Genomic DNA, 13,496 nt, shown 5'->3' on the forward strand with positions numbered 1-13,496 from the left:
ACAGCAGCGATGGCCGGGTTTGAACTACCTCGCTGTGGCGGGGGCTATCATATCAGTTGCCGATGGTGATTTCCCGTTCCAGGTATCCACCCCTTGTAGACAAAAGTTTGACGGTCGCTTTCACAGGTTGCTGCTGTTTCAGCTGTACCTTGAAGGAGGCCGTCTTGGATTCCCCGGCGCCGGTGTAGCCCGCATAGATGGTCTTGTCGCGCGTCTCAGGGCTAACAATCATCACTGCCGCTTCGTCGCTGCCGCTTAAGAGCTTTCGGTCCATTTCAAGGATGACGCGGTCTTCCTGTACGATTTTCACCAGCTTAGCCTGCTCCAGCGCGACGGGCAATTTCCCCGTGTTGGTCCACGATACGGTCACCTCGTACTCGTTGTTGGCCAGCGCTTTTACCGCAACGTCGTCAAACTGGAGCTGAGGCAGCTCAAGCGCCATGGCCAGGTTGAACAGCGCCTGATTTTTCGCCCATTTTTCCAGCACACTGGGCGGCGCATTCTGGGAAAAGAACTTGGGGTGGGCACCGCCTATTTCCACCTCACCCAAGTCCGGATGCATGAATTTGGTCCACGGCTTATAACCCCTGCCGCCATTATGTTGCTGGTCCCACAAGTATCCATCATAAGCATCGATTTCTCCATCGCCATTCAGGTCCTCATGGCGCCCGCCGTTCCACAGTTCGTCGCCATACCATATGGCACCGTAATAGAAATACCCGAAGTCCGGCCCATGGCCGAATAGGGGATTAGGCTTGGGCGGATCCCCGGCGCCGCCAACGTTGCGCGTAGCGTAAGTCTCGTAGACATCGCCCGCCCATGGATAGCCCGTGAATGACAAGCCCAGGCTGTCCATGTGTTTATAGATTGCCAAGTCTTCCGGAAACATGCTTTCGGCACTCTTTGAAGTAGAAGGCGGTCTCAAATGCATGGGCACACTGGTATCCATCGAGTTGACCACCGAAACATTGGGGTGGGAGAGCAGCCACAGCACAACCGATCGGGTTTCTATTTCGCTCAACGGGAATGGCCCCGCGCCGCGTTGGGTGTAGCCACGGCCTGTGGCATCCATTCCGGGTTCGGGACGCCAGTTTTCAGGGTAATTGCGGTGCAGGTCCAATCCGCCGATGCCGTCTTCGTTGTACCGGCCATCCTTATCGTTATCGATGCCTTCGGTATAGACAAGGTATTCGCCTTCCCCTTCGGGGACACGTTTCATCAGCTGGCCTGTCGCATCCCGGTCATCGATGACGTAGTTTGCGCGTTTCAGCTCGTCGCCCACGGCTTTTTTCCGCATTTGGTAGATGACGCCGTCGCCATCCAAATCTTCTTCCGGATCCTCGTCAAAAAGCCCATCGCCGTCATTGTCGTCAGGCCGTGTCGTGCTCCGGTTGCGCTGAGCGGTGTGCATGTACATATTGACGCCGTCGGGATTGTTTACCGGCCTCAGGTAGATGGTTTTCGTGTCGATCAATTCGGTGATTTGCGGATCCTTGCCATAGTTTTCAATGAGGTGCTTGGTAAGCCACAGCACACTTTCGCTGCTGGTGATTTCGCCGCTATGCCTCACGCCCTCAAAGAAAGCCGCCGGCTTATCGGTATCCTTACCGGTTTTCTTGTTGGTGAGCGTCATTTGGTAGATGGGCCTGCCCTCAAAGCTGCGGGCCACTTCATAAAAATCAATCAGGTCCGGATACTGATCCGCCCACTTTTTATACCAATGGTAAATGACATCAGGCGTGTGGAATTTATCAAATGTCAATGTCTCCTTGGGGACATACTCCACTTCCTCAAATTGATGTTTTTTAAAATAGCTGATGCCTGATCGTTCGCCTTTGACGGTGTAGAAGGTAGTGGTGGTGTCTGATTCAGGCCATACCTCCACGAGTGAACGCTGGCCCTTGGTCAAAAATGAGAAAAAGACCAAGAGAAATAAAGTAATCGCTGTACTTTTCATGGTTAGTTAATAAAATGTTTGTGTTGTTTCCGCTGTTGAGGGGCAAATTCGAGTTTGCTCACTGCGTAATAGCCGTCATCCGGCCATTTGCCTTGCAATCTTATCGCATTTTGGTTGATATCGCAATAAAAACAATGAAAGCAAACAGGATTGTTACGAAGCGGAAGTGCCGGGCCCGCTATACGTTGAAGCGGAAGTGCATGATGTCGCCATCCTGCACGATATAGGTCTTGCCTTCAACGGCCAGTTTCCCCGCTTCTTTTACCGCTGCTTCCGAGCCGTAGGCGACGAAATCGTCGTATTTGATGACTTCGGCGCGGATGAAGCCCTTCTCAAAGTCTGTGTGGATGACGCCTGCCGCCTGTGGCGCTGTAAAGCCGTTTTCGATGGTCCATGCCCGTACTTCCTGCACGCCGGCGGTAAAATATGTGGCCAGGTTCAGGAGCTTGTACGCCGCCCGGATAAGTTTGTTTACGCCCGATTCGGTGAGGCCGAGGTCTTCTAAAAAGAGCTGGCGTTCATCATAGCTTTCCAACTGGGCGATTTCCGATTCAATCTGGGCAGAGATGATGAGTACTTCGGCATCTTCGTCTTTGACGGCTTCGCGTACGCGGTCTACATGTGCATTCCCAGTGTTGACTGACGCCTCGTCTACGTTGCATACATATAGGACCGGCTTTACCGTCAGCAGCGAGAGGTCGCTGATAAACTCAAAATCTTCTTTGGCAATCGGGGCCGTGCGGGCGGATTTGCCAGATTCCAGGTGGCTTTTGACGGCAGACAGGATTTCATATGTGCGCTTTGCTTCTTTATCGCCGCCCGTCTTGGCCTGTTTTTCAACCCGCTGGATGCGCTTCACCACCGTGTCCAAATCTTTCAGCTGCAACTCGGTATCGATGATTTCCTTATCGCGCACCGGATCGACCGACCCATCCACATGCACCACGTTGCCATCATCAAAGCAGCGCAATACGTGGATAATCGCATCGGTGTTGCGGATGTTGGCCAGGAATTGGTTGCCGAGGCCCTCGCCCTTGCTGGCACCTTTCACCAGTCCGGCGATGTCCACGATTTCGATGGTGTTGGGCACTATCCGCTGCGGTTTTACCAGTTCGGCCAGTTTATTCAGCCGCTCATCCGGCACGGTAATGACCCCTACATTGGGCTCAATGGTGCAAAAAGGGAAGTTAGCTGCCTGCGCCTTAGCGTTTGAAAGGCAGTTGAATAACGTGGATTTGCCTACATTGGGAAGGCCTACGATGCCGCACTGTAATGCCATGAACTGTCAATTTTAAAAAACGGTGCAAAGATAAGAATAAGTATGAGTGTACGCATACAAGATTTGAATAAGGGCACGAGCAATCTTGATCCCGGGGGATGATGGCGCTTGCTTGATCGAGGCGAACAAATACATCTCCACGGAGGTGTAATGATTTTTTAAATTTAGCCACTAACTAACGAAAAGAACAGTTTTCAATGCCAGAGCAAAGAACGTGAGCAACGATTTTTACCGGACGTCGATTTTACCCTATGCGGCAGTCATCATCAAGATCTGCAGGGCTTATGCGGCCTCGCAGGAAGATTTCGAAGATTATTACCAGGAAGTCTGCCTGCAAATCTGGCGGAGCAGAGCTAATTTCCGCGGGCAGTGCAGTTGGTCTACGTGGGTTTACCGTGTTGCGTTGAATGTATGCCTGACGCTGCTCAGAAGGAAGAAAAGCAAGGGACATACTTATTTTTCATCCGATGCGTTGCCCGATGTGGTGACAGTCGAAAACGGGGCCTTTGCAGATGAGCAGCTCAACCAATTGTACGTCGCCGTCAGGCATTTGTCGGAAGTGGACCGGGCGTTGATCCTGCTGTATCTGGAAGAAAAATCGTACGGGGAAATAGCCGAGGTGCTCGGGACAAATGTCAACAACATCGGTGTCCGAATAAACAGAATCAAAGAACGCTTAAAGAAAATAATCAATGAACGATTCAATTGAAACAATTTGGAAGGAGGGCTTTTTACATGAAAAGAGCTTAGTTGCGCCCAGTGTCAACGACCTGTACAACCGGAAATCCATACACCTGGTCGATCGGATAAAAAGGAGATTCCAGGTCAACTTGGTGATGATCGTCGTCATGGTGGTCCTTTTACCGGTGATTTGCTATTTCATGCAGGTGATCTGGCAGGGCGTTGCAGCAGCTATACTGCTTCTTCTTACCGCATGGTACAACAAGCGGCAAATCGATGGCATCAAATCGCTGGACCAGGGAGCCACCAGTTTTGAATACCTCCGGTCGTTCGACCGATGGCTTAGGGATGTACTCGCGCGGAGTGTCAAGGTAGCGCGATTTTCGTACCCCCTGTACTTTCTGATTGCCGTCAGTACGGGATGGTCGGCGTGGAATAGGCAGGGAGGGGGCGATATGCCGTTAATTGCGGGCATCATCGTGGCCGCGGCAACCTTGGCCGTTTTTTACTTTTCGGATAAAATCTACCGATGGGATGTCCGCTTGATGTATGGCCGTGTGTTCAACAAGCTGGAAAGAACAATTGCCGAGATGGAAACACTGAAACAAGGATAATTATGGCAACTTATCAAGCAAAATCGACTAACGGACTGTCTTTTGAGGTAAGAAAAGACGGCGGCATCATCGGGAGCCTTTTGTACCGTAGTTGGTATAAATTCAATGCAGTCATTACCATGGCCGATGCAACCTACGCCGTTGAGCCAAAAGGTTTCTGGGAAACATTGGTTGAAATCCGGGACGGAGATGACGTATTGCTCTCATTCAGCATGGGCTGGAAAGGCAAGATCGTCCTGCGGACCTATTTCAATGGTGACGAGCAAGGCTATGTTTTTGACCATCGCGGATTATTCAAGGAATCTTTTGCATTGTCAGATCACGAAGGTAAGGAACTGTTGGTGATGAAGCCGCACCTGAAATGGCTTAAAATGAATTACGACTACGAGATTGTCACAACAGGCAGTTTTGAGACACTAAAGAGCAAACAAATCCTATTGTTGGCTGCATTGCACTGCGCAAATTACTACCTGTCCATGACGATGGCCACGCTGTCCATGTAATTAAGCGTTATCCTGAGCGTATGCTTCTTGGAGATAGTATCTCTTGCTTTGGGTTTTCGACTCTCATAATGAGTCTATTATGACTCCAACTTAATTTTGTACACACTGTGTACAAAATCTTCTCCTCAGGGTATGTGGCATAGAATTTTCGAAAACCATACAAAGCGGTTTGAGAGTAGCAGTTGCCGTATTTCGCCGTCAAAGCATCAGAAAGTTTTTTGATTATAGCTTTCCCATATTCAGCGCGTTCTTGGCCTTGTAATTCTTCTTCTGCGATGCGTTTACCCGTAAGCCAATATGCTTCCACCATACTTGTGTTTACGGCATTAATCGCTTTTTCTGCGGCCTTCCTCGATAATGGCTATGACATCGGCTACAACAGTTTCCATAGATTTAGGTTTTGCATTACTTGCCGCCCTTCAACTTTTTCACTTCTTCCGCCAGGTCCAGCACCGCTTTGCTCAACGTAGCGATGGATTCCGTTTTGGCACGGTCTTCTTCGATGAACTTTTCAAGCAAATCGGCGATTTTGTCGGCGGCGTCATGGGTGATGGTCGGTTAATTATTTATTCCTGCTGATCCGGGTCTACTTGCGGTTTTGTGTTCCTGGTGCTACCTACGGGTAGTAGCTGCCTCTGGCAGTGCCGTTTTTGTTGTATAGAAACTCAAGTCTATTCATTCGTCTTTACACCCAAAATCAAACAATAGATGAAGCAAATTTTACGCTTAAGGGGCTTCTATTGCCTAAAGCGAATAAAACTAATCACCATATGCACCGGCAAAATGCGCCTGATAAGCGGAATATTTATGCAGAAAGCTTGCGAACACATCCTGCTTTTCTCCATACTTTCTTTTGCCATTTTCCTGCCGTTATCCGGGAATTTATCGGGCGGTATACGGGCGGTATGTGGGAAAACCACGGATACAGCTCGGATGAAGCCCGGATACCGTACGGAAGATCGCAGAACACGGGCAGAAGAAGGTCGGACACCGATGCGCTTAATCTTCGGAAAGCTAAGCCAGCGCCGTGCTTAAGCCCACCTTCCCCTACCCTTCCTTCGGCTCCAATCCGCCTATGCCCCGCATATACTTCGGTAAAAGTGCCCCAAAGCGGCGTTTTAGCGAAGTATATGCGGCAATACAGCGGCACAAGTGCAAATATAGACAGGCACGGGATGAGGTGGGCTTGTGTTAGAACCTGCTCGGAGACGGCTACCGAGCTTGAAGCAAGCTCAGAGCCAGCTCCTACTGGACTCGTACTGGCCGCGCCAGTACCAGTCCAGTTCAAGTCCAGTAGGAGTGCAGTACAAGTCCGGTCTGAGCTCCGAAGCCGTCACCGGAAAAACTTACTATGTGCAGACCTTTGCGCAGGCCCTCGCCCTCCCCGGGCAGGGCCGCGCATTTGGGGTATTGGTGCTTTTGCTTTTTTCTGTAACAAATACCGAAACGCCTCGCTTACGGAGTTTGTGGCCGCTGAAATAGGCCGGTGGCAGGGGATAGAAGTCAGAAGTACCATCTGCATCCCCGATAGCTTGACCATCACGGCATCGGTTTCTTATCAAATGCCCGTGGACGAAATCTACGCGCATATCCGGCAGGCAGGTGCGATATTTCATGAGCGCGATGGCATGATCAGTTTCTGCGGGCCTGAATTTGATCCGGGGGATATGCCGGGGCCGGAGAAACTGCCGGCCCCACGGGAGCGGGCTGAACCGCTGGAATGGCTGCATGGGCGATGGTTGCTGGCACTGCGGTAAATAAGTTGCGTGTGGCCCCTGCGGGCGATAGCCGCTCAAGTATACTGCTCCAATCAAATATACTGCTTCAAACTACGCTGAATGGCGCCAAGATAAGACGCTCCAAACAGGTTGAGATGTACCAGCAGGGGATAGAGGTTCCACAAATTCACACGGGCTTCCCATCCTGCCTGCAAAGGGTATGCCTCGTGGTATGCTGCATAAAAATCGGTGGAAAATCCGCCGAACAGCTTGGTCATCGCGATATCGGCCTCCCGGTGGCCGTAATAAACGGCGGGGTCTATCAATGCCGGCTGGCCTGCCGCGTCCACGAGGTAATTGCCGCCCCATAGGTCGCCATGCAGCAACGAAGGGGGCTCTTGGGGGTATAGCGATTCCAGGCGGGCAAACAGCTGGTCGAATGACGCCTGCAGGCCGGCTTCGCCGTAGGTATGCTGGGCGATGTCCAGCTGCTTTTGCAGGCGCTGGCCGATGAAAAATGCCGCCCAATCTGCCGAAGGTGTGTTGGCCTGGGGCAACCGGCCGATAAAATTGCCGTGGTCAAGCCCGAACGTCTCGCGATGCTGGCGGTGCAGGGCGGCCAGCATGCGGCCTAATGCCGCTTGCCCGGCTTCGCTGTGCTTGCCCGCTGCATCTATCCATTCCATGAGCAGGAAAGCATCGCGATGCGCCTGACCGGCCATGAACGGCTGCGGGGCGCGGATACCGACGGTCTGCCGCAGCATGGCCAGGCCTGTAGACTCTGCCACGAACATTTGGGGGGCCTGTGGGGCATCATTTACTTTGGCGAAGTACCGGCCCGATTTCGTCTGCAGCTGGTACGCGCGGTTGATGTCGCCGCCGGATACGGGCACGACCCGCTGGATGCGGAAATCGCCGGGCGCCGTGGCTTTGATTGCCGCTTCCAAAGCTTGAAAGAGTGACTCGGATAAAAACACGAGCCAAGATACGAAACCCCGATGACTTTTGCCTGAGTTGATGCGTTGGGTAATTTTCCCGACCTTTGATGTGACATGCAAAATGCCTATCATATCGTCAATGGTATCACCTACTATCGCCTGGTAGCCGCGCCGGTATTGCTGCTTTTTATCTTAACCGGGCAGCAGGATGTGTTTAAATGGCTGCTCGCATTGAGCTTTTTTACCGATGCGATTGACGGCTACCTCGCCCGGAGGTATAAGGTGGTGAGCGTGATGGGGGCAAAGCTGGATTCCATCGCGGATGACCTGACGGTCTTGATGGCCATCGTGGGGCTCTTGGTGTGGCACTGGCCATTCATTGTACAGGAGTATGCCTGGGTGCTGCTCCTGCTGTTGCTTTTTTTGGTTCAGCTCTCGCTCGCTTTTATTAAATATGGCAGGGCCACCAGCTTCCATACCTACCTGGCCAAAGTTGCGGCCGTCTTTCAGGGCATCTTTTTGGTGCTTGCATTCTTCCAGCCTTCGCCTTCTCAGGGGTTATTTTATGTCGCGGTGGCCGTTACCGCGCTGGATATCATTGAGGAGACCATCATGGTCTTGCTGTTGCCAACATGGCAGGCCGATGTAAAAGGGCTCCATGAGGCATGGAAGCGGAGGCGGGAATGACGCGGGAGCGCCACGGGATATTTTTTACATAATCTTTTTTGATTAATCAAATATTTGTTATATTTGATATCCTCGGTAAGAAGAGCAAAATTGCCGGGTAGGGACCGAAAACCTTATTAAGGAGTTATAAACCACAGGGTAAACTTAAATTTTAAGCCATGGAGACTTTAAAATTTATGACAGACATCGATTCTCCTAAGGAGTTCAGCCGCATCAAGTCCATGCTGGACAGGTTTTCAGAAATCAAGGAATGGGAGCTTGATTTTGATTCCATTTACAATTTGTTGGTTGTGAAGGCAATTAACCTGAAAAGCTCAGTAATAGCGGATGCATTGAGTGCCTTGGGGTACAACGCTACGCTGTTGTACGAAGAGTAGCTGCCATTGCGGTCTAAGGAATCTGAAAACGCATATTGGAAATAGCCGAGCCGGATAGCGAGCAAACTGCCGATTGCGTGCAGCGGTTCTGGCTTTTTTTTGCCCATTGCGGGCGCAACACCGTAAGTGCCTAACGAAACATTTAAAGCTGATAGATAATGAGCAACATCACGTTCTTTTCGCTAATCCTTGCTTTTACAGGTTTTATGGGTTTTAAATCTACCCAACTTAAACCTGCGCCCACGCCGGAGGTTGGGATGTTCAAAGTGGAGATATTTTATCCAAATGGGGAAGGTAAGACCTTTGACATGGATTATTATGAAAAAAAGCACATGCCCATGGTGGCTGCGTTATTAGGCGAAAACTTGGAATTTTATGAAATTAATAAGGGCGTTGCTGGCCGTACGCCGAATGATCAGGCACCCTTTGTAGCCATAGGGTGTTTTTACATTACGGATGTCGCAGCATATAGCAATGCCGTAGCGCAAAACAGGGATGTAATCGTCGCTGACTTTAAAAATTACACCAATATTCAGCCAGTGATTCAGATAAGTAAAATTGAACATGTGGGATATCCGGGCAAAAAATAGGACTTTCTCGTACCCAGGGCCGGATTTTGAAAGATGGCTTTGGTCTTTCCTCCCCATAGAGCGGCTTGTAACTTGTCAGTCTATATTGTAACTTACGCTCCTTATGCCGAATCTTTACATCATAGCTGGCTGCAACGGGGCGGGGAAGACCACGGCCAGTTATACCATATTGCCGGAAATACTGGATTGCAGGGAGTTTGTAAACGCCGATAACATTGCAGCAGGCCTTTCTCCTTTCAATCCCGAAAGCGTGGCGTTGGAAGCGGGCCGGATTATGCTTGCGCGTATTCGTGAACTTATAGATGAATACGTGGATTTTGCCTTTGAGACTACCTTAGCTACACGTAGCTATGTGTCATTGATCAAAGGAGCCAAAAAGAAAGGCTACAGCATTATACTTGTGTTTTTTTGGCTGGATTCACCCGGTCAAGCCATAAAAAGGGTGGCTATGCGGGTGTCAGAGGGAGGCCACGACGTCCCCGACGATGTGGTGACGAGACGGTACCACCGAGGGCTTTACAATTTGGTGCATTTGTATATTCCGTATTGCGATAAATGGATGGTAGTGGATAATATGGATTTGGTTCCGGAAATCATCGCCCAAAATGATGGATTTGGAAAAGTAATCTTTAATGACGAAATTTGGTCTGTTATACAGCGGAAGAGCAATGGCACTTGACGATATCAATACATCCTCATTTTCACCCAATACCTCCTTTGGGGAGCGGATACTTTATGGCGTACAGAAGGCATTGCGTAAACTTGCCGAGGAAACCGCCATGAAAGGAGGCAGTCTCGTGGTGAAAATTGACGGGGAAATTAAAGAGGTTCCTGCCAAGGAACTGTTGAAAACCTTACCCGAACAAGGGGGTTAGTTCTAACAGACCGATTTAACATTCGTCACCATCATCATTGAAAGTAGTGCACAAAACACAACCCCGCCATATACAGCAGGGCCTTGTTAGCGTTTAATCCTATTCAGTAGGACACGGTAAATACACGGATTATAGTTTAGCTGATTTTTAGATAAAAGTGTCACACTTTTTGACACACTTTTTTAAAAGGCTGAAAATAAAAAAGCTAACACGTTCATTAAAGACATGTTAGCTTCTTAATACAACTCTTGGTTGTACCCAGGGCCGGGATCGAACCGGCATGGGTCGCCCCACTGGTGTTTGAGACCAGCGCGTCTACCAATTCCGCCACCTGGGCTTATTGTAAAGTACGATTCCCCGATTCGGGGATGCAAATGTATCTATTAATCCGTATTCCGCAAAATGTTTTTCAAATTTCCTGTCTTTTGCGCTAATTGTGCTGTTTTCGCAGCCGGAGGCTGGCTACGCATGTCCAAAGTTGTCACGATCGCCCCTTATGATTGGCTCGTTTTCCCTTCACAGCGTGCGGCGATATCGCCTACCTTTGTGTCGTTAGAACGGCACAATTTCTAAATTAATAACCCCGGTATGGGACAACTAAAAACAAATAATAAACAGATGAAACTCAATCCTTATTTGAATTTTGATGGCAATGCGGAAGAGGCGTTCCGCTTTTATCAGTCGGTTTTCGGCGGCGAATTGTTTGTCCAGCGCATGGGCGATGCCCCCGGAGGGGATCAGCTGCCGGATAATGAGAAGGGCAGGGCCATGCACGTATCCATACCCATCGGTGATGGCCAGTACCTGATGGCCTCGGATTGCCTGCCGTCTGCCGGGCACGTCTTGCAGGTAGGCAACAACAATTACATTTCCGTCACACCGGATAGTAGGGAGGAGGCCGATAGGTTATTTAATGGGCTTTCTGCCGGAGGTAAAGTCGAAATGCCCATGGAAGATATGTTTTGGGGCGATTACTTCGGATCGTTCCAAGACAAATTTGGCGTGTATTGGATGATCAACTTCCCCACGCAGGCCCAGTAAGAAGATAGCCTAGCCGATGGCCCTTGTGGGCTCGGCTGGGCTTCCTTTGGTTTTCATCAGGCGTTGTGCCGCAAACACGGCTGCAAAACCGATGCCGGTGACCACCGCCATGCACCCCGCAATGGATGCGTTGAGCCAGTAGGCCGTCCAATAGCCGGTAAACGCGATGAAAATACCCAACGCGGCGGTGATGGCCAACATGTATTTCAGGTCGTGCGTAAGCAGGTATGCGGTGGCTGGCGGGCCGATGAGGAAGGCGATCACCAAAATAGCACCGACTGACTCGAAGGAACTGACGGTAGCCAGGGATACCGCGGCCATGAGCAGGTAATGCCAAAGGGCCGTGGAAATGCCCAGCGCCGAGGCAAAGGCGGGGTCAAAAGACGTCAGCTTGAGCTCTTTATAGCCTATTTTGATAAACAGGGCTACTACGAGCAGCACGGCAGACAGGATATATACCGGACGGGGGCCCAAGATAAGGCCGCCTTCCGTAACCCATAGGTCGATGGGGACGTAAGCGATTTCGCCGTACAATACGCAATCTTGGTCAAGGTCTACCTGGCCGGCGTATGCGCTGATGAGGATGATGCCCACGGCAAACAGGAATGTAAACGTGACGCCGATGGCGGCGTCGGTCTGTAGGTTGGCCCGCCGGTGGAAATACTCAATGAGAAACGTGGCCAGCATGCCCGTGGCGCCTGCCCCCAGCAGCATGGGCAGCGTCTCACGGCTTCCGCTCAGCAAAAAAGCAATCACAATGCCCGGCAATACGGCGTGGCTGATCGCATCGCCCACCATACTCATTTTTCGGAGAATCAAAAAACATCCCAATAGTCCACAGGTGATGGCTACCAATGCGCCCGTAAGTATAATCCAAAAAGCTATCATGATAAATCCGTGTCAGTTCGTTTAATTGGTGTCATCTGCGTTCATTGCGTTACGTCTTGGGAATCTTCGTATCATGCGGGTCCTTATCGGGGTACCCCAGTTGATGTTCAAGCTCCCGCTCCAGTTCGGGCGTAAGGATGTGCTCAATCGTCTCGGCATCGTCATGCACGTGATCGGAAGCGATATCCATGTATTTGGTCAGGTACAGTTCCCACAGGCGGTGCAGCCGTACCACCCGCATTGCTTTTTGATAGCCCGCGGCTGTCAGCGCCCATTGGTTGGCCCGGACGACCAACAGCCCCTTGGCGACCAGCCGTCGAAGCGCTGTCTTAAGCAGTGTTTTGTTGACTTCACGGGTGCTGGCCAGCTCCTCGAGGCTTCTCTGCCCGTCAAAGTGGCTGTTTCGCTCGCCGAGGTGGTAAAACATTTTCAGCGTGTTTTCTTCGGTAATCACTTGCCGGTTTTTGTGCTGCGTATACAGGCGCGGCACAATGCCTTTCCGGGGGGCCAAGAAGAATGAAAAAAAGGCAATGGTGGATGAGACCACCACCATCCACGGACCGGTAGGCATGGCCGGGGCAACGTAAGAGATATAAGCACCTGCAAAGCCGGCGAATACACCGAAGGCTACGGAAATACCTACCATACGCCGGATGTTGTCCGTCCAATACCGAGCGGCCGCCGCCGGGGTGACCAGCATCGCTGCCATGAGCACGACGCCCACGGCGGTAATGCCGGTGACTACCGCCAGTACGGTAAGGCTCGTCAGCAGCAAATCGAGCCTGCGTACGGGATAACCCAGCGCCTCGGCATACGGCCTGTCGAACGCGACCAGTGCAAACGCTTTGAAGAATATCCCCACGACAAGGAGCAGTACTGCGGCAAGGACACTGAAGACCAGGAGGTCGGTACCGACGAGCGTGGCAGCATTGCCGAAGATGAAGTGATCAAGGCCGCTTTGCGCGGCATTGCCGGACTGCTGGATGTAGGTCATCATCACCATGCCTGCGCCGAAGAATACCGACAATACCAGGCCGATGGCGGCATCTTTCTTGATTTTTGATTTTGCGGCGATATAGTCAATGGTGATCAGCGCCAGCCAGCCCGTGGCAAAGGCACCCACCAGCATGAGCGCCGTATTTTTGCTGCCTGAAAAGAGGAACGCCGTGCAGACACCCGGCAAGACGGCGTGCGACACGGCGTCGCCGACCAGCGCTTTTTTCTGAAGCAGGATGAAAGCACCCACCATGGCCGCACTGGCTGACAACAGGATGTTGCCGAGCACGACATATCGCACATTGGGGTCGGAAAATGAGAAAAAATCGGTTATATCTTGCATGGCTTCCTC

At 51.1% G+C, this 13,496-nt stretch carries 15 protein-coding genes, 1 tRNA gene and 1 pseudogene; 10 read left to right on the forward strand and 7 right to left on the reverse strand.

Annotated elements, in window-relative coordinates; translation table 11 throughout:
• Nucleotides 1–52 precede the first annotated feature (52 nt).
• Nucleotides 53–1,957, reverse strand: a complete 1,905-nt coding sequence (locus JHJ32_RS05895) for a M14 family metallopeptidase (RefSeq protein ID WP_200120307.1) — start codon at nt 1,955–1,957, stop codon at nt 53–55.
• Nucleotides 1,958–2,135: 178 nt separating this feature from the next.
• Entirely contained in the window at nt 2,136–3,236 is a 1,101-nt protein-coding gene (gene ychF / locus JHJ32_RS05900) for a redox-regulated ATPase YchF (protein ID WP_200120308.1), read from the reverse strand.
• A gap of 214 nt (nt 3,237–3,450) precedes the next feature.
• On the opposite strand from ychF, the gene JHJ32_RS05905 reads away from it, so the two are divergent.
• The 3 genes from JHJ32_RS05905 to JHJ32_RS05915 are packed head-to-tail and all read left to right on the forward strand — an operon-like array spanning nt 3,451 to nt 5,034.
• Complete coding sequence (locus JHJ32_RS05905; RefSeq protein WP_200120309.1) at nt 3,451–3,945, forward strand: sigma-70 family RNA polymerase sigma factor; 495 nt, start codon at nt 3,451–3,453, stop codon at nt 3,943–3,945.
• On the forward strand, nt 3,929–4,531 hold the full coding sequence (locus tag JHJ32_RS05910; protein ID WP_079716158.1) for a hypothetical protein: 603 nt from the start codon (nt 3,929–3,931) through the stop codon (nt 4,529–4,531). Before JHJ32_RS05905 ends, JHJ32_RS05910 begins: the two co-directional genes overlap by 17 nt.
• Nucleotides 4,532–4,533: 2 nt before the next feature.
• Complete coding sequence (locus tag JHJ32_RS05915; RefSeq protein WP_200120310.1) at nt 4,534–5,034, forward strand: hypothetical protein; 501 nt, start codon at nt 4,534–4,536, stop codon at nt 5,032–5,034.
• Between the two features lie 7 nt (nt 5,035–5,041).
• Here JHJ32_RS05915 and JHJ32_RS05920 read toward each other — a convergent pair.
• Nucleotides 5,042–5,374 (reverse strand): annotated as a pseudogene (locus JHJ32_RS05920) (DUF1016 N-terminal domain-containing protein); the annotation flags it as partial.
• Nucleotides 5,375–5,804: 430 nt separating this feature from the next.
• On the opposite strand from JHJ32_RS05920, the gene JHJ32_RS05925 reads away from it, so the two are divergent.
• Complete coding sequence (locus JHJ32_RS05925; protein WP_200120311.1) at nt 5,805–6,791, forward strand: hypothetical protein; 987 nt, start codon at nt 5,805–5,807, stop codon at nt 6,789–6,791.
• Nucleotides 6,792–6,844: 53 nt separating this feature from the next.
• Here the strand turns inward: JHJ32_RS05925 and JHJ32_RS05930 are convergent, their stop codons facing one another.
• Nucleotides 6,845–7,822 (reverse strand): fructosamine kinase family protein, encoded by a 978-nt coding sequence (locus JHJ32_RS05930; protein ID WP_200120312.1) that lies wholly within the window; start codon nt 7,820–7,822, stop codon nt 6,845–6,847.
• Between JHJ32_RS05930 and JHJ32_RS05935 the strand changes: the two genes are divergently transcribed.
• The 5 genes from JHJ32_RS05935 to JHJ32_RS05955 all read left to right on the forward strand — a co-directional run bounded on the left by JHJ32_RS05935 (nt 7,805) and on the right by JHJ32_RS05955 (nt 10,219).
• Nucleotides 7,805–8,377 carry a CDP-alcohol phosphatidyltransferase family protein gene (locus tag JHJ32_RS05935; protein WP_233632504.1) on the forward strand — a complete coding sequence of 191 codons (573 nt, stop codon included), beginning with the start codon at nt 7,805–7,807 and terminating at the stop codon, nt 8,375–8,377. The genes JHJ32_RS05930 and JHJ32_RS05935 overlap by 18 nt on opposite strands.
• A 158-nt stretch (nt 8,378–8,535) precedes the next feature.
• Complete coding sequence (locus JHJ32_RS05940; protein WP_079716152.1) at nt 8,536–8,754, forward strand: hypothetical protein; 219 nt, start codon at nt 8,536–8,538, stop codon at nt 8,752–8,754.
• A 158-nt stretch (nt 8,755–8,912) separates the two neighbouring features.
• On the forward strand, nt 8,913–9,344 hold the full coding sequence (locus JHJ32_RS05945) for an EthD family reductase (RefSeq protein ID WP_139378582.1): 432 nt from the start codon (nt 8,913–8,915) through the stop codon (nt 9,342–9,344).
• Between the two features lie 103 nt (nt 9,345–9,447).
• Nucleotides 9,448–10,023, forward strand: coding sequence for a zeta toxin family protein (locus JHJ32_RS05950; RefSeq protein ID WP_200120313.1), 576 nt, complete (start codon nt 9,448–9,450; stop codon nt 10,021–10,023).
• Nucleotides 10,013–10,219, forward strand: a complete 207-nt coding sequence (locus tag JHJ32_RS05955) for a hypothetical protein (protein WP_079716150.1) — start codon at nt 10,013–10,015, stop codon at nt 10,217–10,219. The genes JHJ32_RS05950 and JHJ32_RS05955 overlap by 11 nt, the downstream gene beginning before the upstream one ends.
• 255 nt (nt 10,220–10,474) lie before the next feature.
• Here JHJ32_RS05955 and JHJ32_RS05960 read toward each other — a convergent pair.
• Nucleotides 10,475–10,556: transfer RNA gene (locus tag JHJ32_RS05960), tRNA-Leu, on the reverse strand.
• A 281-nt stretch (nt 10,557–10,837) separates the two neighbouring features.
• Between JHJ32_RS05960 and JHJ32_RS05965 the strand changes: the two genes are divergently transcribed.
• Nucleotides 10,838–11,260: a VOC family protein gene (locus JHJ32_RS05965; protein ID WP_079716522.1), complete on the forward strand. Its 423-nt coding sequence runs from the start codon at nt 10,838–10,840 to the stop codon at nt 11,258–11,260.
• Between the two features lie 9 nt (nt 11,261–11,269).
• Here JHJ32_RS05965 and JHJ32_RS05970 read toward each other — a convergent pair whose 3' ends face one another.
• Nucleotides 11,270–12,148 carry a metal ABC transporter permease gene (locus tag JHJ32_RS05970; protein WP_200120314.1) on the reverse strand — a complete coding sequence of 293 codons (879 nt, stop codon included), beginning with the start codon at nt 12,146–12,148 and terminating at the stop codon, nt 11,270–11,272.
• 49 nt (nt 12,149–12,197) lie between these two features.
• Nucleotides 12,198–13,487: an iron chelate uptake ABC transporter family permease subunit gene (locus tag JHJ32_RS05975; protein ID WP_200120315.1), complete on the reverse strand. Its 1,290-nt coding sequence runs from the start codon at nt 13,485–13,487 to the stop codon at nt 12,198–12,200.
• Between the last annotated feature and the right edge of the window lie 9 nt (nt 13,488–13,496).

The organism is Parapedobacter sp. ISTM3 (genome assembly GCF_016533505.1).
GTDB lineage: Bacteria > Bacteroidota > Bacteroidia > Sphingobacteriales > Sphingobacteriaceae > Parapedobacter > Parapedobacter luteus.